The sequence below is a fragment of the Streptomyces sp. NPDC005775 genome, from assembly GCF_042871565.1.
Classification (GTDB): Bacteria; Actinomycetota; Actinomycetes; order Streptomycetales; family Streptomycetaceae; genus Streptomyces.
Genome location: NZ_JBIAIU010000017.1, coordinates 53,105 through 73,133, shown reverse-complemented (window position 1 = coordinate 73,133; position 20,029 = coordinate 53,105). Strand labels below are relative to the sequence as shown.

Here is a 20,029-nt window from a genome sequence, read left to right as displayed (position 1 = left end):
ACGCATCAGTAAGGTGAGGTGGGAAGTTACGCGTCGGTAAAAACTGACGCGGCAGTAACCGCGGCTTCAGGACAGCCCGGCAGGCGGATCAGGCCGCGAGCCGCCCGGGCACCACGGCCTGCGGCCCGAACCTGGCCCGCAGCCGGTCCGCGACCGCCTCGATCCGTCGCGCCCGTTCGTCGACCGGGTCGAAGGTCAGCTGGTGCGCGGCCCGATCGGCTTCGCCCAGCCCCTCGGCACGCAGCGCGATCCCCCGCACCCGGGCCCGTTGCAGGGCGAACGAGTCATGGATCCGGTAGGCGAGCGCGGTGAGTTCCGCGGAATGGGCGGTGGGCTCGCGGAGCGTACGGCTGCGCGTCAGCGTCGAGTATCCGGTCCGGTCGGCATAGCGCACGGAGACCGCGAGCGAGCGGCACACCTGCCCCTCGCCGCGCATCCTCGCCCCCAACTCCTCGGTGAGCGACATGAGGGCACGCCGCTGCCGCTCCCGGTCCAGCTCGTCGCGCGGGAAGGTCCGTTCGGCGGCGAGCGAGCGGGCGGCGGCGTTCGGCACGACCGTCGTGCGGTCGATGCCGTGCGCCCGCTCCCACAGCTCGCGCCCGGTCCGCACCCCGGTGATCCGTTGCAGGGTGCCGAGCGGGGCGGCCGCGATCCGGCCGACGGAGTCGAGCCCGTAACCGCACAGGGTGCGGGCCGTCGCCGCCCCGACGCCGTCCAGCGCGGCGGCCGGCCGGTCCGCGAGGAAGGCGGCGGCCCCGCCGACGGGCACCACGAAGGTCGTCCCGGGCGCGGCCTGCCGCAGCGCCATCCTGGCCAGCATCGGGTTCTCGGCGGCCCCGATCGCGCAGTCCGCCCCGTGCAGGGCCAGGGCACGGACCCGGATCACCGACGCCAGCCCCGTCACGTCCCGCCCGAAGTACCGCAGCGCGCCCCGGACATCGGCGAGCGCCCCGTCGGGCGGCGCCGCCTCGATGACCGGGGTGAACGAACCGAGCAGGGCGAGCAGCCCCGCGTAGCCGTCGGCGTCCGGCAGGCCGCCGCCGACCCGGCGGAACCGCAGACAGAGGATTCCGGGCTGCTCACCCATCCCACTCACCTCGCTCATCCCGCGCTCCCCGGGCTCTGGTGCCACAACTTCCTTCCGGTGGGTACCCCCTCGCCGGGCGGCTGGAGGTCGGACCAGGGGTTCATCTCGTAGCCGTTGGGCATCCGGATCCGGCGGCCGCCGTCGGCAGCGGCCTCCTCCTCCTCCTCCTCCTCCTCCGGGGCGGCCGGCTCGGCGGGCACCTCCGCCAGCCGGGCCGCGACCGCGTCGAGTCCGCCGGTGCGCCGGAGCTCGGCCAGCTCGGCCAGGTTCCAGGCGGCGGCGCCGACCACGCTCAGGCTCCGCGGCCCGCGCCGCTGCACCACTCCGCGCACCAGCAGCAGCCAGGAGTGGAAGACGGTGTGCGCGCAGGCGGCGTGGCTGTCGTCGAAGAAGGCCAGGTCGACCAGGCCCGTACCGTCGTCCAGGGTGGTGAAGACGACTCGGCGGCCGGAGCGGATGGGCGGGGTCTGGGTGGCCGCCTTGGCGCCCGCGACCAGCACGGTGTCCCCGTGCCGCGCCTCGCGCAGCCGCTTGGCCGAGACCGCGCCGAGCTCCTTCAGGAAGGCGTGGTGATCACCCATCAGGTGGCGTGAGACGTCCATGCTCAGCACGCCCAGTTCGGCACTGAGCCGTTCCGCCTCGTTGAGGTCGGGCAGGCCGATCGAGCCGGTGCGGTGCCCGCCGCCGAGCGGGAGCTGCCCGCCGGAGCCGCCGGAGCCCGCGCCCCGCTGCGCGCGGTGGAGTTCGGACAGGTGCAGCAGCAGATCGCGGCGGTTGGCGCCGAACGCGTCCAGTGCGCCGACCTGGGCCAGCCGTTCGGCGGCGGGCTTGCCCGGACGGGCCCGCTGCCAGAAGTCCAGCAGCGAGGTGTAGGGCTGCCCGGCCTCGATCCGGTCGACCTCGGCCGCACTGATCCCATGGACGTCCGAGAGCGCCAGCCGCAGCCCCCAGGCCCCCTTCCCGTCCTTCCCTTCCCCCTCATCAGACACCAGTTCGATTCGATGGGCGGCCGCCGACCGGTTCACATCCAGCGGCAGCACCGGCACCCCGCGCCGCCGGGCGTCCGCGAGCAGCAGCCGCTTGGGGTACATCCCCGGGTCGTGGGTGAGCAGCCCGGCGTAGAAGGCCGCCGGGTGATGCGCCTTCAGCCAGGCCGACTGGTACGTCGGTACGGCGAAGGCCACCGCGTGCGCCTTGCAGAAGCCGTAACTGCCGAACGCCTCGATGATCTCCCAGGCGCGGGCGATCACTTCGGCGCTGTACTTGCGCCTCGCCGCGTGCTGGGCGAACCAGATCCTGATCCGGCCCTGCGACCCGGGGTCGGAGAGCCCGCGCCGGACCCGGTCCGCCTCGCCCCGGCCGCAGCCGGTCATGATGGCGACCATCTCGATGATCTGCTCGTGGAAGACCACCACTCCGTACGTCTCGCGCAGCGGCCCCTCCAGATCGGGGTGCGGATAGCGGACCGGCGCCCGGCCGTGCCGGGCCTCGATGAAGGGGCGCACCATGTCGGCGGCGACCGGGCCGGGCCGGAACAGTGAGATGTCGACCACCAGGTCGTGGAAGGTGGCGGGCTGGAGCCTGCCGACCAGATCGCGCTGGCCGGGCGACTCGATCTGGAAACAGCCCAGCGTCTCGGCGGTCCTGATCAGCCGGTACGTCTCCGGGTCGCCCGGCTCCACGGCGTCCAGGTCCACCTCCTGACCCGAGGCCCGCTTCACCTCCGCGACCGCGTGCGCCATCGCCGACTGCATCCGCACACCGAGCACGTCGAGCTTGAGCAGCCCGAGGTCCTCCACGTCCTCCTTGTCGAACTGCGCCATCGGGAAGCCCTCGCCGCTGGTGGGCATGACGGGGGTGCGGCGCAGCAGCGAGGCGTCGGAGAGGAGGACTCCGCACGGGTGCATGGCGATGCCGCGCGGCAGGGCGTCCAGCGCCTCCACCAGTTCCCACAGCCGCCCGTACTTCTCCTTCGTCCTCGCCACTTCGCGCAGCTCGGGCAGTTCCTCCATGGCCGCGCGGGCGTCGCGGGCCCGGATGTGCGGGAAGGCCTTGGCGAGCCGGTCGGTCTCGGCGGGGTTCATGGACAGTGCGGCGCCGACGTCGCGGATGGCGTGGCGCACCCGGTAGGTCTCGGGCATGGCGACGGTGGCGACCCGTTCGGCGCCGAAGCGGCCGATGATCGCGCGGTAGACGTCGAGGCGGCGGGCCGACTCGACGTCGATGTCGATGTCGGGCAGCACGAAGCGGCGCTTGGACAGGAAGCGCTCCATCAGCAGCCCGTGCTCGACCGGGTCGGCGTGGGCGATGCCCAGGAGGTGGTTGACCAGGGAACCGGCCCCGGAGCCGCGCGCGGCCACCCGGACCTTCATCTCCCGCACGTCGTCCACGACCTGGGCGACCGTGAGGAAGTACGAGGCGAAGCCGTGGTGGGCGATGATGTCCAGCTCGTGGTGCATCCGGTCCCAGTACTCGCGCCTGCGGTCGTAGCCGCGCAGCACCATGCCCGCCGTGGCACGGGAGGCCAGCACCCGCTGGGCGGTGCGCCGGTCCGCGCCGACGAGGTGCGGTTCGGGGAAGTGGACGGAGCCGAGGCCGATGTCGCCCTGGGGGTCGACCACGCAGGCGTCGGCGGTGTGCCGGGTCTCCGCGAGCAGTCGCGCCCCGGCGCCGGGACCGAGCCCGGCGGCGGAGGTGATCCGCTCGGCGGTCTCCGCCATCGCGCGGGCGTCCTTGAGCCAGCGCTCACCGCTGTCGAGCGGGGCGCGGCGCGGGTCGACGGGGACGAGCCTGCGGGCGGAGTCGAGTACGTCGGCGACCGGGCCCTGCCCCGGATCGGCGTACCGGACGGCGTTGGTCAGCACGGCCCGTATCCCCTGCTCGGCCGCGAAGCCGACGGTTCGGGCGGCGAGCCGCAGCGAACCGGGTCCGGTGCCGTCGCGCCCGTGGTGGACCGCCTCGAGCCGCAGGTCGTCGCCATACACCTCTCGCCAGGGGGCGAGCAGGGCGGCGGCCCGGTCGGGGCGGCCGGCGGCCAGCGCCCTGCCCACCTCGGAGGCGGGGCCGAGCAGCACGGTGAGCCCTTCGGCGGGCAGTGCGGAACGGTCGACCAGGGGCCGGCCGCCGTCGGGCACGGCTGCGTGGGCGGCGGTGACGAGGCGGCACAGTTCGGCCCAGCCCTGTGCGCCGTCGCGGGCGAGGAAGGTGACCCGGGGTGCGGATTCATCGACAAAGGCACCCCCGCGGACCGGGGTCCGCAGCCGGTGCGTACGTCCGTCGCCCTCCGCGCGCGCGGCGGGGGTCACGGCGAGTTCCACCCCGAAGAGCGGCCGCACTCCTGCCCGCTCGCAGGCCTTGGCGAACCGGACCGCACCCGCCAGGGTGTCTCGGTCGGTCAGTGCGAGGGCGTCCATCCCCCGCTCGGCGGCGCGCTCCGCCAGCCGCTCCGGGTGCGAGGCCCCATACCGCAGGGAGAACCCGGAAACGGTATGCAGATGCGTGAACCCGGGCACCCGCACCTCCTGAACCAATCCGTACTCGCCACCCCCTCGCTCTCCACCATAGACCAAATTTCGAACATTCGTACGATATCCGGGTGTGAGCCACCTCCGCCCCCTCCTTCAGCCATTCGGCCCGGCCCGACTGCGTGAACATCGGGCACCCCGGACCGTGGGGGCATGACTTTCGCTGACGAGGTGAAGAACGCCGTCACTCCACGGGCCGCACTGCTCGTCATCGGCGTACTGGCGCTGCAACTGCTGTTCATCGCGTCCTATATCGGAGCACTCCACAACCCGAAGCCCACGGACGTCCCCTTCGGCGTCGTCGCACCTCAGCAGGTGTCCACCCGGCTCGTCACCGAACTGGAGAACCTCCCCGGCGACCCCCTGGACCCCCGCACGGTCACCGACGCGGCCACCGCCCGCCGGCAGATCCTGAACCGCGAGATCGACGGCGCCCTGATCGTCAACCCCAGGGGCACGACCGACATCGTGCTGGTCGCCTCCGGCGGGGGCACCGTCCTGGCCACCTCCCTGACGAAGATCATCAAGGAGGCCGACCTCACCGAGCACCGCACGGCACGCGCGGTGGACGTGGCCCCGGCCTCGAAGCAGGACTTCGACGGGCTCTCCTCGTTCTACCTGGCCGTGGGCTGGTGCGTGGGCGGCTACCTCTGCGCATCGATCCTGGCGATCAGCGCGGGCAGCCGTCCCGCCAACCGGCAGCGCGCGGTGATCCGGACCGGCGTCATGGCGCTGTACTCGATCGCGGGCGGGATCGGCGGCGCGATCATCATCGGCCCGATCCTGGGAGCCCTGCCGGGAAGCTTCTGGGGGATGTCGGGCCTGGGCGCGCTGACCGTCTTCGCGGTCGGCATGATCACGCTCGCCCTGGAGGCGCTCACCGGCATCGTCGGCATCGGCCTGGCCGTCCTGATCGTGGTGATCGCGGGCAACCCGAGCGCGGGCGGCGCCTTCCCGCTCCCGATGCTCCCGGACTTCTGGCGGGCGATCGGCCCCGCCCTGCCACCGGGGGCCTCCACCTGGACGGCACGCTCGATCGCGTACTTCAGGGGCAACGCGGTGACCGGACCGCTGCTGGTGCTCTCCGCGTGGGCGGTGGTGGGCACGGTCATCACCCTGCTGATGGCGATGCGGAAGAAGCCGGAGGCGACGGACATCCCGGTCGCGGGGGCGACGGGCGGGGGCTCGACGCCGGCGTGACGGAGGATCTCCCCTCTCCACCCCATGGCCGGCTGCCTGAGCCGGCAGGCACCCCCTCCTGACTCAGTAGTCGCGCCACTCGTCCTGGACGTATTCGAGCACCGCGGGATCCATCAGCGTGCTCGGTCGTACGTCGGTGCGGCGGCGGTCGACGGGGAACACGGTGGCCGCCTTCAGCACCGCCTCGTCCAGGTAGCGGAGCTTCGGCGTGTCCGGGGCGAGCCGCAGCGGCGGGGCCTCGGAGCCGGGGGTGGCGAGGACGAAACCCCAGTTGCCGAAGCTCGGAACGTCGATCTGGAACTCCGTGGTCGCGTACCCGGCCGTCTCGATGGTCTTCGCGATCGACCAGTACGTCTTGGGGGCGAAGAACGGCGATCCGCTCTGCACCATGACCTGGCCGTGCGGCACCAGCACCCGGCGGAGCAGATCGTAGAACTCCACCGAGTACAGCTTCGCCAGCGACGCCGAGTCCGGGTCGGGGAAGTCGATGATCACCGCGTCGTACTGCTGCCGGGCTCCGCGCAGCCAGTTGAAGGCGTCCGCGTTGACGACCTCGGCCCGCGGATCGCCCAGCGAACCGTGGTTGAGCCCCCGCAGCGGCTCGAAGGTGCGCGCCAACCGGGTCATCGCCGGGTCCAGTTCGACCAGGGTGGCATGCCGGACGTCCTCGTAGCGCAGCACCTCGCGCAGCGCGAGCCCGTCACCACCGCCCAGGATCAGCACGTTGGAGCGGGGGCCGGACAGCGCGGGGTGGACCAGCGACTCGTGGTAGCGGTACTCGTCGACCGAGCTGAACTGGAGGTCGCCGTTGAGGAAGAGCCGTACGTCGGGCTTCCCGGTGAAGGCGGTGGAGCGGGTGACCACGATGTCCTGGTACTGCGTGGTCTCGGAGTGGATGATCGGGTCCGCGTACATGTGCTGCCGCGCGGTGACCTCCAGGTCGTCCGACAGCACATACGTCGCGCCGAGCACGGCGAGCACCACGGCGACGCCGGCCAGCAGCCCGGCCTTGGCCAACCGGCCGGTCTGGCGGCGGAAGATGAACACCACGACGATGACCCCGGCGACCGCGTTGACCCCGCCGACCACCAGCGCGCCCTTCAACTGCCCGAAGGTCGGCAGCAGGAACAGCGGGAAGCACAGGCCGCCGACGAGGGCGCCGATGTAGTCGACGGCGAACATGTCGGCGACGGCACTGCTCGCCTCCTGTTTGCGGATGCGCTGGAGCAGCGTCATCAGCAGCGGGATCTCGGCGCCGATGAGCAGGCCCACCACCAGGGACACCACGATCATCGCGGGCATGTAGAGCTGGAGCCAGGCGAAGGCCGCGTACAGGATCAGGACCGACAGGCCGCCGACCAGCGCGAGCACCCCCTCCACCACCGCGAAGGCGACGACGGGACGGCGGCGCAGCGGTTTGGCCGCCAGCGAGCCCACTCCCATCGCGAAGACCATCACGGAGATGACCACGGAGGTCTGGAGCACCGAGTTGCCGATGAGGTAGCTGCCCAGCGCTGTCAGGGCCAGTTCGTAGACGAGGCCGCAGGCGGCGCAGAGGAAGACGGCGAGCAGCAGCAGGAACCGCGCCCCCCGGGTGTGGCGCTCGGCCGGGGGGTGCGGGGGCGTCACGGTGGCACGGTCGCCCAGGGTGGAGCTCATGGGGTGGTCCTCGTGGTGGTCCTAGGAGAGGGCCGCGCCGACCATGACGGCGGTGCCCAGGTACATGCCGGCCTGGACCCAGGCGGCGGGGTGCGGGCGGTGGTCGTCGCCGTCGTCGAGGGCCACCGCGCCCATCTGGCCCGGCGTCAGCATGCCGATGACGATGCCGACCAGCGTCATCACCAGCACCCCGGCCAGACCGTAGATGAGCGTGCTGAACAGGCCGTATCCCAGGCCTTCTTCGGACTCGCTGGCCCGGATGGCCGACATGATGACCAGCCCGACCGCGATGGACTGGCTGCCGAGGAGCACGGCCGCGCCGCGGTTGCGGTCCCGCCACACCACGTGGAAGAGCTTGCCGGGCGTGACCAGGTCGAGGGCGACGAAGCCGATGGCCATCACGGCGAGGCCCACGACCCCGTAGAGCAGGGCCTGCCCGGCCGACTCGAAGATCTCGGTCACTGCATTGCCTTTCTGGAGGGCGTCGTCAGGGCCGCGGGGCGCCCGGCGTCACTTGCCGGAGCCGGGGCCGCCGCCGCGGAAGCTGCTCGGGTTGGGCCAGTAGGTGAGGTGCTGGTGATGCCGGCGGTAGCCGTTGCGGTAGTCCTCGATCTCGATCGTGCTGCCGCTCCGGTACGGCGACACGGTCACCATGTCGTCGCCGTAGCGCAGGAACTCCATGCCGCCGCCGGTCGTCCGGTCGAGGGCGTCGCGGTGGCCGTCGATCGCGTCGGCGACCTTGGCCGGCGAGCTGTTCCTGTCGAGCCACCCGCTCCCGCCGGCGGAGTACGTCTTGCCGATCCAGCTGCGCGGGACGCCGTCCTCCCCGTCGCTGGAGCAGGCGGAGAGCAGGACCGTGACCAGCACGGCCGCCACCGCCCCGCGTAGGAGTCGGGTGCTGTTCATCGAGCCTCCAGCCGGCTGTGGGTCGATACGATGTGCCCGTCCTGCGGGTAGCTGTGCCAGGTACGCCAGGCCAGCCCCGCGCCGGACCGCTCGTCGCAGGCCTCGACGACCACCGCCGTCACCGCTTCCGGAGACCCGGGGAAGACCCCGCACAGGCTGTGCTCCGCCTCGTCCGCGCGCCTCAGGGCGTCCGCGACCCGGTCACCGAACTCCCCGGGCCCGAAGCATGCCGTGGTGGCGCTGAAGTCGTACGTCCACCCCGCGAACCGCCGGGTGTGCGTGGCCGGCAGCCCCCTGACCGCTTCCGGCAGGCACGCCACGGTCTCCCGTACCGGGCCTGCGAAGACCTGATGGGACGCGCCGAGCAGCCGCAGTCGCACGGCGAGCCCTCCCACGGACACCTCGTGTTCGGCAAGCGCCGGCCGTTCGGGCAGGTCCAGGGAGAAGCAGAGCTGATCCGCGGCCGTATCCAGGTAAGGGGCTTGCAGAGATACGGCGTGCATGCGGCCCCCCGGTCCGATATTGCTATGAGCGGCGCCGAGTATGGCACATGCGTCAACCATGGCTGGAAGGCGGCCCCTTGAAGACTGGGGAAGATCATGGGGGTTCCGGTCCCGTTGCGCCATTTGAACCATCGGCACCTGGCGCCTCGCCCGGGCCGGCGGCGGGCGGGTTCCCGTTGCGTGCGAGCGATGCCTGCACTCGCCACGTGGCGCGCGACCCAATTCTCGGCAACCAGTTGACGCGCGGGCTAGGCATGACAGGTGCATGGCGGCATCCTGAAACGATCTCGCGAGCCTGGCGAGCACCTTGCCCTACGCACAACACCCGCCCACTGCCTGGAGGTTCAGCATGCGTCGTCAATTCGCCGTCCTGCTCAGCACAGCCGCCCTGTCGCTCCCGCTCGCTCTGCTGCCCGCCGCATCCGCTGTCGCCGCCCCCTCGGACAAGCCCCAGGTCCTCAGCTCCTGGACCCAGACGAGCGCCTCCAGCTACAACGCCTGGAACGCCGCCCGCAACAACACGGCCGCATGGTCTGCGTACGGCTTCGACTGGTCCACGGACTACTGCAGCACCTCGCCCGACAACCCCCTCGGCTTCCCCTTCAAGACGGCCTGCGCCCGCCACGACTTCGGCTACCGCAACTACAAGGCGGCCGGCTCCTTCTCCGCCAACAAGGCCCGCCTCGACTCCGCGCTCTACGCGGACCTCAAGCGCGTCTGCGCCGCCTACTCCGGCGCGAAGCTGACCTCGTGCAACGCCACGGCCTGGACGTACTACCACGCGGTGGACATCTTCGGCGTCGCACCGGCGAACGCGGGCGCCGGCAGAGCACTTCAGGCATCCTGACCGCCCCACCGCCGTGGGCCCGGGCTGTATTGCCAGCGCCTGAGCGTGCCCGCTCCGCGGGAGTGGCCCCCGGCGGGCTTCGCCGGGGGCCACTCCTCACCGCACGGAAACCGTCAGCCGATCTCCGCGCCGAACGCGGCCAGCGCCTCCGGCACCGGCTGGAAGAACGTCTCGCCGCCCGCGGAGCAGTCGCCGCTGCCGCCCGAGGTCAGGCCGATCGCCGTGTCGCCGGCGAAGAGCGAGCCGCCGCTGTCGCCGGGCTCGGCGCAGACCGTCGTCTGGATGAGGCCGTTGACGATGTCGCCGTTGCCGTAGTTGACCGTGGCGTCCAGCCCGGTCACCTGGCCGTCGTGCACCTGGGTGGTGGAGCCGCTGCGCGTCACCGTCATGCCGACGGTCGCCTCGCCCGCCTTGGTGATCGGCTGGGCGGAGCCGTTGTAGAGGTCGACCTCGCTGGGGTGCGCGGTGTCGGAGGTGTACTTGACCAGGCCGTAGTCGTTGTCGGGGAACGAGGAGCCCGCGTTCGTACCGATCTCCGGGCCGCCCTGGGAGTCCGACCAGCTGGAGATCGCCTCGGTGCAGTGGCCGGCGGTCAGGAAGTACGGTTCACCGCCCTTGACCACGTTGAAGCCGAGCGAGCAGCGCCCGCCGTTGCCCCAGATCGCGTCGCCGCCCGCGATGAACGGCTTGAACTCCCCGGCGGACCTCTTGAGCTCGGCCTTGCCGCCCAGGTGCTCGACCACCGAGCTGAGCCTCTGCCAGGCATCGCCCTTGACCGTGCGGTCGGCGGTGACGACCACCTTGTTGCTGACCGGGTCGACGGCCCATGAGGTGCCGGGGATCGTGGCCTTGCCGGTCAGGGTCTGCCGGGCCGACTTCAGCTCGGCGAGCGAGTTCTGCACGATTCTCGCCGTGCCGCCCGCCTGCCGCACCTGCTCGGCGGCGGCCTCGTCGACCACGTTCATCACGAGGTTCTTGCGGGAGGCGTCGTAGTAGGCGCCCGCCGCGTCGGCGCCCAGGTCCTTGCCCAGACCGGTGGCGAGCTTTCCGGCCGCCGCCGCGTCGAGCGTCCGCGCGGTGAACTGCGGTACGTCGTCGCTGGCGTTCGCACTCTGGAACGTCACTCCTGCTGCGACCAGGGCGACCACGGCCGATCCGGCCAGCACTGCGCGCTTCCTGGACATGCGTCGATGCTTCAACTTCGACCTCCTGTGGGGCCGCGCGCGGATGATGTGGGGTCGCCCGTACGCGGAGGATGGGGCGCCCACTATTCCCACCGGGCAGTTAGCACACAAGGTCGACTTCAGGACGCACACACGACACCACCGGTTCGGGTGCGCCACGTTCACCTTCGCCAGGTCAGGGCTCGGCGATTCCATCTGCGAACACCCGGTGCGACCATCCGGTCGGCAGCGGGTGAGGACTAGTCCTGTCCGGTATTCGTCCCTGCGGGTCCGATTCCCGACCCGCCCCGGGGGCGCGCACCGTTTCGCGCCCACTCCGTGCGCCCAGATTCTCCCCACGCGCCATGCCGCGATCGCCTCTGATGGGTCATCATCGGATGGTGCGGGGAAAGCCGGGCACGTCGTGTCCGCAGGAATCGCGAGGAGGCACGGAGTGCGCAGTCGGGTGCGCGCGGCCGACGGGCGGCAACTGGTGGTGGAGCGTCTGGGGGATCCTCGCGGCAGACCGGTCTTCCTGCTGCACGGGATGCCCGGCAGCAGACTGGGTCCGGCGCCGCGCGGCATGGTGCTGTACCAGCGCAAGACACAGCTGATCACCTACGACCGGCCGGGATACGGCGACTCCGACCGACTGCCGGGCAGATGCGTCGCCGACGCCGTCCAGGACGTACGGGCCATCGCGGACCACATCGGGCTCGACCGGTTCGCCGTGGTGGGCCGGTCCGGCGGCGCTTCGCACGCACTGGCCTGCGCCGCGCTGATGCCCGAGCGGGTCACGCGTACCGCCGCCCTGGTCGGACTGGCCCCCCGGGACGCCGACGGCCTCGACTGGTTCGAGGGGATGGCCCCCTCCAATGTGCTGGCGTACACCACGGCCCGGTCCGATCCGGACGGGCTCGCGGAGTCGTTCATCTCGCGGTCCGCCGTGATCAGGAAAAATCCGGTGCGCCTGATCGACGATCTGCGCCGGGAGCTGACCGACTCCGACCGGATGGTGGTCAACGACGCCGGCGTGCGCACCATGCTGTTGCGCAACTACCGTGAAGGGCTGCGCACTTCGGCGTACGGATGGATCGACGACGCGCTCGCGTTCAGTCACCCGTGGGGGTTCGACCCGGCCGCCATCACCGGTCCGGTGCTGCTGTGGCACGGTGAGAAGGACGTGTTCTCACCGGTCGGGCACACCCGCTGGCTCGCGAGCCGCATCCCGGGCGCCACCGTCGTGGTGGAACCGGCGGCCGCGCACTTCGACGCGCTGCACGCACTCCCCCGCATCCTCACCTGGCTGCTGGACACGTCCAGAAACTGAGCCCCGGGAGCGGCGGGAGCGTCCGGCGGGCTGCCGGACGCTCCCGTTCGCGTCACACCGCCTGCGGTTCCAGCTCGCGCTGGAACCGGCGGTCGTCCCGGGCGATCCGGGTGAGCGGATGCTCGTCCCCGAGCTGCCGGGCCAGCTCCTCGACCGTCTCCGCCCTGACGTGGAGCGCCTCGTCCTTGCGCCCCATCGCACCGAGGGTGACCGCCATGTTCGACTTCATGGCCAGCGTCTCCGGGTGGTGTGCGCCCAGCACGTCCCGGAACTGCACCGCCAGCGACCGTTCGGTCTTCAGCACCAGGTCGATATCGCCGCTCTCCGCCGTGGCGTTCGCCAGGTTCATCACGCTGAACAGCGTGTTGGGGTGCTCCCGCCCGTACACCTCGCGCATCGAGGCGACCACCCGGGTCAGCACCTGCTCCGCCTCCTCCGCCGCACCGGTCCCCCAGAGGTAGACGCCCAGGTTGTTCAGGGCGGCGAGGGTGTACGGGTGTTTCTCGCCCGGCACCTTCATGTACTGGTCGACGACCTCCTGGGCGGTGGTCCTGGCCTCGGCCGCCTCGCCGGCCGCGAACAGGTCGGCCGCCAGATTGAGGTCACAGGCCAGCCACTCCGGGTTGGCGGAGGTGTACTTGGCCCGGTACCGGGCCCTGGTCGCGACCGTGAGCCGGCGGGCGTCCTCCAGTCTGCCCGCCCGGCGCAGCGAGACCGCCAGACTCTTGGCCGCGCTGAGCGTGCCGGGGAAGGACCGGCCGAGCGTGGCCTTGTAGCTGTCGTACGTACGGCTGAGGATGCTGACCGAGTCCTCGTACCGGCCGACGTCGCGCAGGTCACGGGCCAGGTTCATGGCCGAGGAGAGGCTGTACGGGTGTTCCTCGCCGAGCACCTCCCGGCGCCGGTCGAAGACGTCCTGGTCGATCTCGCGGGCCTTGGCGTACTGGCCGATGGACCGCAGGGTGAACGCCAGGTTGTTGGCCGCGGCCAGGGCCCTGGGGTGCGAGTCGTGGAAGATCTGGTTGAACCCGTCGGTGGCCTCGGTCGCCAGCTCGATCGCCCTGGTGTACTGGCCGAGCGTGCCGAGGTCCGTGGCCAGGCTGCTGGTGCTCATGTACGTGTGCGGGTGCTCCGGACCCAGCACCTCCCGCTGCATCGCCAGGGTGATCTCGTCGAGCTCCATGGCCTCCACGTAACGGCCGCGCGAGCGGTAGATGTTGGAGAGGTGGAAGCAGAGGTAGAGGTACTGGATGTCCCGCTCCCCCAGCGTCTCGCGCCAGATCTCGCGCAGCTCCTCGCAGAGCGTGGTGGCCGTCCTGAAGTCACCGCGCTTCCACAGGTAGCGCACTCGGTCGATCAGAAGCCTGCGGGCCTCGGGTTCCTTGCAGTTGCGGGCGTCGGACGGGCCCAGGTGCGGCCATATCGTGGCGAACTGCGGCCAGTTGGCGGGGTTGTCGATCGGCTCGTCGTCGTCCGGCCTGGCACCGGCCAGGATGCGGTGGACGGCGTGCCGGGCGTCCCGCTGCTCCTCCTCGGTGAGCTGGGCCCGGATGACGGCCTGGACGAGCCGGTGCACCTGGATGGAGTTGGAGACCTGGTCGACCTTGGCGAGGGCGAACCGGCCGATCTCCCGGATGACGCGGCCCAGCACCAGCTTCTCCTGGAGCGAGGCGTCGTACGGCTTCAGCGCCTCGATCATCTCCTTGCTGTACAGCAGGTTCCCGGAGATCGGCTCGGGGGCGAAGAAGGCGCAGAGCTGGAGCAGCCGCACCGCGGCGGGTGAGCGCTCCTTGAGGCGTTGGATGGAGATGTTCCAGGTCGCGGCGACCGGCTCGGGGTATCCGGCCGGCTGGTTGAGCGCCAGGACCTCCGGGGCCTGCTGGGCCAGCTGCTCCAGGTAGGTGTCGATCGGGGTGGCGGTCTCCGCGATCCACGCCGCGGCCTGTTCGACGGCGAGCGGGAGGTCTCCGACCGCGGTGGCCACCTGGGCGGCGTCCTCGTCGCTCAGGCCCGGGGCCCGGCGCTGGAGGTGCTCGATGGACTCCTCGCGCAGGAAGACGTCGACGGGCAGCGCGTCGCCGTGCTGGGACCATGCCTGGTTGCGGGAGGTGACCAGGATGTGGCCGGAGCCGCCCTGCGGGAAGTAGCGCCGGAGCCGTTCCGGATCGTCGGCGTTGTCGAAGACGAGCAGCCAGCGGTCCGAGGGCACCCCGCGGCGCAGCAGGTCGACGGCCTCCTGGGAGGCGGCGGCCATGTCGTCGCCGCCCTGGGCGCCGAGCCGGACGGCGAGTTCGGCGAGCCCGGCGACGACATCGTCGGTCTGCTCGGACGATATCCACCAGACCAGGTCGTAGTCGGCCATGAACCGGTGCACGTACTCCAGGGCGACCTGGGTCTTGCCGACGCCGCCGAGTCCGTACAGGGTCTGCGGCTGCGGCAGCACGACGGCCATACCACCGCCGAGCTGGTCGCGCATCCGTTCCAGGACCAGGGAGCGGCCGGTGAAGCCGGGGTTGCGCGGCGGGGCGTTCCAGATCCGGGGGACGGTGCCGGGGAAGCGGGGGCCGGGCGAGACGGCGTCGGTGAGCTGCACGGGCCGGTCCAGGGCGCGTAACAGGGCGGCGGTGGCGTGCACTTCGTCGAGCCGGAACAGGTCGACGGGGTTGCGGTCGATGTAGGGCGCGGACAGTCGTACGTCACCGACCCTGAGCGGCAGTAGATGGCGCCGGCCGCCGCCCGGGTCCTCGGCGACGGCCCGGTCCCAGAGGTTCACCGCGCGCTGCGACTTGAGGTAAGCGCTGGAGAGGAGGACCACGGTCCGTACGGCGTTCTCCGTGGTGACGGTCGTGGCGTCCTGGGGGCCCCGCTCGGCGGACACGTCGCGGGGTACGACGCGGAAGCCGGCCCGGGTGAGGACGGACTCGATCCAGTCGGCCCACATCCGGTTCTCCGCCACATAGCTGAGGAAGAGATCGGCGGGCAGCGCGGGCCTGCGCCGGGTGAACGCGTCCCGGATGCGCAGCCGCACCTCTTCCCCGACGGGGGGCATCGACGTGATCTGCTGGTCCGTGATGACGGAGACGAGCCGTTCGAAGGCGGAGAGGAGGGAGTTGCTGAGCCCCGCCTCGTCGCCGAAGGTGGCCAGGGTCTCCTCGTACGCGTAGTAGGGGCGGTACGGGATCTCCACCGCACCCCAGTAGGCGGTGAGTTCGTCGCCCGACAGGTCGCGCGGCAGGCGGTCGAACTTCAGCCGGGCCAGCGCCCGTCCGGCGTCCGCCTTCTCCTTCTCGCCCTCGTCGATCCGCATCGGGACGGGGAAGATGGAGATGGGACGGCCGGTGTACCGCTCGGAGATCTGACGGGCGACGGAGGCGGCGCCGTCGATGGACTGGTCGCTGAGGGTGAAGCAGTCGACGAGGACGTCGGGCAGGTGGACGGTGCAGATGTCGGCGATGTCGCTGAGGCCGGTGCGGCTGTCGATGAGGACGTAGTCGTAGTTGGCCTTCATGTCGTCGCGCAGGGCGTCGAAGAAGTGGCCGCCGCCGAGCCGGTCGTAGAAGTTGTCCCAGTCGAAGGTGGAGACGGTCGCGGAGTACTCGCGGTTCTGCCGTCCGGCGGAGACGAAGTCGAGCGTGCCGCCGTGCGGGAACTCCCAGCCGAGCGCCTCGGGGGTGAGCGAGACCGCGTGCGGCTGGATCCGCGCGTAGTCGCGGTGCCAGTCGTCGGCCCGCTGCACCGGACTGGTCGCGGCCCAGGCGTACTCGGTGATCAGGTCGATGACGCCGGTCGTGGCGCCGAGCGTCGACGGGTCGAGGAAGGGGTGGAAGAACCGGTGGAGTCCGGGGGCCTCCAGGTCCCAGTCGACAGCCAGTACCCGCTTGCCGTTGGCGGCGAGAATCCAGGCGGTGTTGGCCAGGGCCATGGTGCGCCCGGTACCGCCCTTGTACGAGTAGAAGGTGACGATGCGCCCGTCACGACTGGCCGTCATCCGTGTCCTCCGCATCCGTCGCAGCGTCATGTGTCTCGGGGATGTACTGGGTCTGCGCCATCGGTCCCATCAGGCGAGTCCGTTCGGTGGGTCCTCCGCCGCCGGTGGCGGGCAGGTAGACGGCCGCGTGTCTCAGGTACTGCTGGGCGGCCACCTCGACCACCTGCGGCAGGATCTGGCCGAACGCCTCCATGCTCGGTACGCCCTTGGCCGCTGCGCGGCAGTAGGCCCGGCCCTGGCGCATCTTGGTGGGCATGGTCCGCTCCAGCTTGGCGGTCAGTTCGGCCTCCGCGGCCCTGCTCTCGTGGTCGTCGCGGTTCCACGGCACGACCATGGTGACCCAGGGGCGGTTCTCGGCGTCGAAGGCGGCGAGCCGCCGGCACCGGTCCTCGTCCTGGAGCGCCCAGCGGTCGACGAGGAGGATCTCCGGGGTGGTCGGGGGCTGTTTGCCGACCGGGAGGCCGGCCTCCTCGTCGAAGGAGGCGATGGTGGCCTGGTAGTTGAGGGAGCGCACGAGGTCCTCGGCGACATAGGCCAGGGGCCGTGCGGCGTCCGGGTGGTAGGGGTTCCAGTCCTGCGGGTTGTCGCCGTAGTAGTCGGCGTTGCGCCCCTCGGGCAGGTCGTGGCGGGTGGCGGCGGCGATGGTCACCTGCATGGGGCGGGGGCCGCCTGCCCCACTGCTCGGCGAGCCGAAGGCGCTGGGTGCCAGCCGGTAGTCCACGGGGCGGCCGGTTCCGATCCGTACCGTGTCGGCGACGCTGACGATGCGTTTGGCGAGCTCGTACACCGCACGCTCGTACTCCTCGTTGAAGAGTTTGAGCTTGATCAGCCCGTACAGTCCGTCGCTGACGTAACGGTCCCCGAAGTCACGGTGGTTGAACTGTAATCGCTCGGCCGGTCCGGGCAGTTGGCTGGGCGGCACCGGCACCCAGAGCGCCGGGACGATCGCTTCGGCGCTCTGGTTGTGGCGGGCGCGGTGATGAATGGCGCGCTGGGCGAACGCGTACCACTCCTTGCCGCACATCTCGCTGGCGAAGTAACGCGGCGAGAACAGCGGTACGAACACCCGGCAGGTGGCGAGCACCTCACCGAGCCGTTCCGACCAGCCCTCGCCGGAACGTATCTCGCGGTCGATGAAGCCCGCGGGCGCGCCCGCGGGCAGATCGGTCATGGCCATCACATGGCCACAGAGATCCTGGAAGAGCCGCTCGACCCACATGTCGGGGTCCGTGCCACCGCCGTACCCCGGTGTGTGGGCGTAGCTCAAGAAGAAGTACGGCCGATGGTCCGCCGCTCGCTGCTGCGTCGTCGCGTGCACACGACCCCCGTCCTGTGTGAGCACCCGCACCCGAGGAGTGAAGAGAATGCGAGCGAATTCATCATTCCGGAGCGGACCTTGCTCCACCCCCATGACGTTCGGTCAATCAACGCCACTTTTCAGTCATCTGTTCCCAGGCCCTGACGGTCACACTCCTGATCGAATGCGGTCTGCGACTGTTCCTCCCGGTTGTCCCGAGTCTGCGCACACCCTCCCCATCGAACCGGAATGCGATATTCAGAATTCTTTTCGCATCAGAGCCAGGAGCCGTTTCCCGCCGATGGTGAGTTCGGCGGCCCCTTCCAGCGTGTCGAGCGCCTGCGGAACGCCGTCCCGGTACCGGGGGTCGAATGCCGCGAGCGCCAGCCGTTCATAGGCAGCGGCCAGCAGCCCGGAAAACGGAACGAATTCTTCCTTCCAGGGCATTCGATGTTCCCAGGAGCCGTCCGCCGCGTAAAGATCCGCGACGTCCACAAGTGCCCGGAACCTCGCCCGCCGCACGCCGCGCAGCAGCGTGAGCGCCAGCGTGCCGGCGTCCTCGTCCGCCCCGATGCCGAGTGCGCCGTAACCGTGCCGCCCCACCGAGGGCTCCCCCGGCGCCGAGCCGGTGAGCGGGGTGAAGGTGAGCGGACCGTCGAGCGACCCCGCACCGTGCGCGGGAGCCCGCTCCTCGATCAGCGCCCAGGCCTCGGTGAGCGCGTCCCCCAGACGGCCGGCCGCCGCCGCGCCGAGCGTGGCCGCCGCGGGGGCGTCGAAGCAGTCCCGGTACGGGTCCAGGTCGTCGATCAGGAAGCCGTGGCCCGGGAACGGAGCGCCCGGCAGGGCGAACCCGCGCACCGGCAGCCAGCCGGGTTCGGCAGCGTCGGCCCGCCGGATCCGACGCTCGGCCGAAGCGGCGTCGGCACCCACCAGGAAGCCGTCCCCGGCCGCACGCACCAGCACGGTGCCGCGCTCCCCCGGCCCGGCGACCGTCAGCCGGCCCAGGGTGGGCAGCACGAGCGCGCCGTCCCGGTAGGGCGCCGGCACCCGCAGGTCGAGGCCGGCCCGCACGGCGGCCGCGGCGAGAAGGGTCCGCAGACCGTCCGCGGCGCGGGAGGCCGCCCCCCTCCGGCCCTCGTGCAGGGCGTCCAGCGCGTCGAGCAGCCAGGTGCGCGTGAACGGATGGGCGAGCACGCCGTCCAGCCCCCGGGCGCCTTCCTCCGAGCCCTCCAGGACGGCCGCCAGCTCCCAGGCCCCCGCCCACCGCTCCCCGCCCGCGCCGTCCAGGTCCGCGTGCAGCCGCGCCAGCAGGGTGCGGGTCAGGTCCTCCTGGGCCGCGAGCAGTTCGGCCGGACCGGCCACCTCGGGAGCCACGGCGTCGGCGGGCGTACGGGCCTCGATGCCGCGCACCAGGGCGGCGAGGTCGTGGCAGTACACGGACGGGTTGTCGAAGCCCTCATCGGCGCCCGCGGAACTGTAGCGATGGGTGTACAGGCCTCCACCGCACGACCGTACGACGGGGCAGCGCCGGCACGTCTCACTGACACCGTCCAGGCCGAGCTGCCTGGCCCGCACCCCGGGGTGCGCGGCGACCTCGTCGAAGGCGTGCGCGAAGACGTCGAAGCCGGTGTCCGCCGCGCCCTCGTAGGCGCTCTTCAGCGAATCGACCTGCTCCAGGCTGCCGTCGGTCTCCACGACGACGAGGTCGGTCGGCGCGAGACCGAGCGACTCGGTGAGGCTGGGGCCGCCGTCGAGCGTCGAGGCGACCGAGGAGAAGATCCGCACCGGCACCGGGCGCCCCTGCTCCTGCCAGCGGTCGAAGACCGCGAGGAGCCAGTCGGCGTAGGCGGTGGGCGATCCGTCCGGCCGCGGCGGCGGGTCGTCCCAGGTGGCGTGGGGCAGCAGGAAGTCGATGAGCGGCGGTTCGAGCTCCGTGAGTGCGTCGAGCACCGCGACCGGGTCGTTCTCGATGTCGACCGTGCACAGGAGGCCGAGGTTGAGGTGGCGGTAGCGCTCCTGCCGCAGGAGCTCGACGGCCTTGAGCACCAGGGGGTGGCTGCTGCGCCCGTCGGAGAAGCGGCGGTGCCGGTCGTTGGCCGCGCGGTCGCCGTCGAGGGAGATGCCCACCTTGACGTCGTACTCGCTGAAGAGGTCGAGATAGCGCGGGCTGAGCTGCAGGCCGTTGGTGTGGATCCGGAGATCGAGGGCGGCGATGCCGTCGAAGGCGGAGGTCAGCTCTTCGCAGATGCGCCGCAGCCGGGCGGGGCCCGCCAGCAGAGGCTCCCCTCCGTGCAGGATTACTGACACGGAGGGCAGTGCGTGTGTCTTGGCATGCTCAGCCAGCCGCTGAGCAGTCCGGAAAATGACTTCGTCAGAGATTGTTTTCGGACGGGTTCGCCAGCTCTGATCGGCATGTTCGTAGACATAGCAATGGTCACAGGCAAGATCGCACCTGCTGTGAACCTTGAGGACTACTTCACGGAAAGGGACCAGGGGTCCTGTCATTCCACCAGTCTAGCCAGCAC

The 20,029-nt window shown here is 71.2% G+C and carries 13 protein-coding genes; 3 read left to right on the top strand and 10 right to left on the bottom strand.

Annotated elements, in window-relative coordinates; all coding sequences use genetic code 11:
• Positions 1–88: 88 nt before the first annotated feature.
• Together ACFYPA_RS31920 and ACFYPA_RS31915 are read right to left on the bottom strand one after the other, a co-directional pair.
• Entirely contained in the window at positions 89–1,105 is a 1,017-nt protein-coding gene (locus tag ACFYPA_RS31920; RefSeq protein ID WP_389135834.1) for a hypothetical protein, read from the bottom strand.
• A complete protein-coding gene (locus ACFYPA_RS31915) occupies positions 1,102–4,599 on the bottom strand; it encodes a DNA polymerase III subunit alpha (RefSeq protein WP_389135831.1) in 3,498 nt (1,165 codons plus the stop codon). Before ACFYPA_RS31915 ends, ACFYPA_RS31920 begins: the two co-directional genes overlap by 4 nt.
• Before the next feature lie 165 nt (positions 4,600–4,764).
• On the opposite strand from ACFYPA_RS31915, the gene ACFYPA_RS31910 reads away from it, so the two are divergent.
• Positions 4,765–5,811 carry a DUF3533 domain-containing protein gene (locus ACFYPA_RS31910; protein WP_359085557.1) on the top strand — a complete coding sequence of 349 codons (1,047 nt, stop codon included), beginning with the start codon at positions 4,765–4,767 and terminating at the stop codon, positions 5,809–5,811.
• A gap of 63 nt (positions 5,812–5,874) precedes the next feature.
• Here ACFYPA_RS31910 and ACFYPA_RS31905 read toward each other — a convergent pair whose 3' ends face one another.
• Genes ACFYPA_RS31905 through ACFYPA_RS31890 form a run of 4 tightly spaced genes read right to left on the bottom strand, consistent with a single transcriptional unit; the run spans position 5,875 to position 8,879 of the window.
• Positions 5,875–7,470: a polyamine aminopropyltransferase gene (locus ACFYPA_RS31905; protein ID WP_389135828.1), complete on the bottom strand. Its 1,596-nt coding sequence runs from the start codon at positions 7,468–7,470 to the stop codon at positions 5,875–5,877.
• 21 nt (positions 7,471–7,491) lie between these two features.
• Complete coding sequence (locus tag ACFYPA_RS31900; RefSeq protein ID WP_359085559.1) at positions 7,492–7,932, bottom strand: DUF350 domain-containing protein; 441 nt, start codon at positions 7,930–7,932, stop codon at positions 7,492–7,494.
• A 48-nt stretch (positions 7,933–7,980) separates the two neighbouring features.
• Complete coding sequence (locus ACFYPA_RS31895; protein WP_359085560.1) at positions 7,981–8,376, bottom strand: DUF4247 domain-containing protein; 396 nt, start codon at positions 8,374–8,376, stop codon at positions 7,981–7,983.
• Entirely contained in the window at positions 8,373–8,879 is a 507-nt protein-coding gene (locus ACFYPA_RS31890) for a DUF2617 family protein (protein ID WP_359085561.1), read from the bottom strand. The genes ACFYPA_RS31895 and ACFYPA_RS31890 overlap by 4 nt, the downstream gene beginning before the upstream one ends.
• A gap of 349 nt (positions 8,880–9,228) precedes the next feature.
• Between ACFYPA_RS31890 and ACFYPA_RS31885 the strand changes: the two genes are divergently transcribed.
• Complete coding sequence (locus ACFYPA_RS31885; RefSeq protein ID WP_359085562.1) at positions 9,229–9,726, top strand: phospholipase; 498 nt, start codon at positions 9,229–9,231, stop codon at positions 9,724–9,726.
• Positions 9,727–9,839: 113 nt separating this feature from the next.
• Here the strand turns inward: ACFYPA_RS31885 and ACFYPA_RS31880 are convergent, their stop codons facing one another.
• Positions 9,840–10,925, bottom strand: a complete 1,086-nt coding sequence (locus tag ACFYPA_RS31880) for a S1 family peptidase (protein ID WP_389135823.1) — start codon at positions 10,923–10,925, stop codon at positions 9,840–9,842.
• A gap of 418 nt (positions 10,926–11,343) precedes the next feature.
• Between ACFYPA_RS31880 and ACFYPA_RS31875 the strand changes: the two genes are divergently transcribed.
• Positions 11,344–12,219: an alpha/beta fold hydrolase gene (locus ACFYPA_RS31875; RefSeq protein ID WP_359085565.1), complete on the top strand. Its 876-nt coding sequence runs from the start codon at positions 11,344–11,346 to the stop codon at positions 12,217–12,219.
• 52 nt (positions 12,220–12,271) lie between these two features.
• Here the strand turns inward: ACFYPA_RS31875 and fxsT are convergent, their stop codons facing one another.
• From fxsT to fxsBH, 3 genes are all read right to left on the bottom strand, one after another.
• A complete protein-coding gene (gene fxsT / locus ACFYPA_RS31870; RefSeq protein ID WP_359085566.1) occupies positions 12,272–16,207 on the bottom strand; it encodes an FxSxx-COOH system tetratricopeptide repeat protein in 3,936 nt (1,311 codons plus the stop codon).
• Positions 16,191–17,549 (bottom strand): FxsC protein, encoded by a 1,359-nt coding sequence (gene fsxC / locus ACFYPA_RS31865; protein ID WP_359085614.1) that lies wholly within the window; start codon positions 17,547–17,549, stop codon positions 16,191–16,193. The genes fxsT and fsxC overlap by 17 nt, the downstream gene beginning before the upstream one ends.
• A gap of 213 nt (positions 17,550–17,762) precedes the next feature.
• Positions 17,763–20,009: a radical SAM/SPASM protein FxsBH, inactivated beta-hydroxylase extension form gene (fxsBH, locus tag ACFYPA_RS31860; RefSeq protein ID WP_389135819.1), complete on the bottom strand. Its 2,247-nt coding sequence runs from the start codon at positions 20,007–20,009 to the stop codon at positions 17,763–17,765.
• Positions 20,010–20,029: the final 20 nt, after the last annotated feature.

Coding starts and splice junctions, on each gene's coding strand:
- ACFYPA_RS31920 (WP_389135834.1), bottom strand. CDS start 1,105: ATGAGCGAGGTGAGTGGGATGGGTGAGCAGCCCGGAATCCTCTGTCTG.
- ACFYPA_RS31910 (WP_359085557.1), top strand. CDS start 4,765: ATGACTTTCGCTGACGAGGTGAAGAACGCCGTCACTCCACGGGCCGCA.
- ACFYPA_RS31905 (WP_389135828.1), bottom strand. CDS start 7,470: ATGAGCTCCACCCTGGGCGACCGTGCCACCGTGACGCCCCCGCACCCC.
- ACFYPA_RS31895 (WP_359085560.1), bottom strand. CDS start 8,376: ATGAACAGCACCCGACTCCTACGCGGGGCGGTGGCGGCCGTGCTGGTC.
- ACFYPA_RS31890 (WP_359085561.1), bottom strand. CDS start 8,879: ATGCACGCCGTATCTCTGCAAGCCCCTTACCTGGATACGGCCGCGGAT.
- ACFYPA_RS31885 (WP_359085562.1), top strand. CDS start 9,229: ATGCGTCGTCAATTCGCCGTCCTGCTCAGCACAGCCGCCCTGTCGCTC.
- fxsT (WP_359085566.1), bottom strand. CDS start 16,207: ATGACGGCCAGTCGTGACGGGCGCATCGTCACCTTCTACTCGTACAAG.
- fxsBH (WP_389135819.1), bottom strand. CDS start 20,009: ATGACAGGACCCCTGGTCCCTTTCCGTGAAGTAGTCCTCAAGGTTCAC.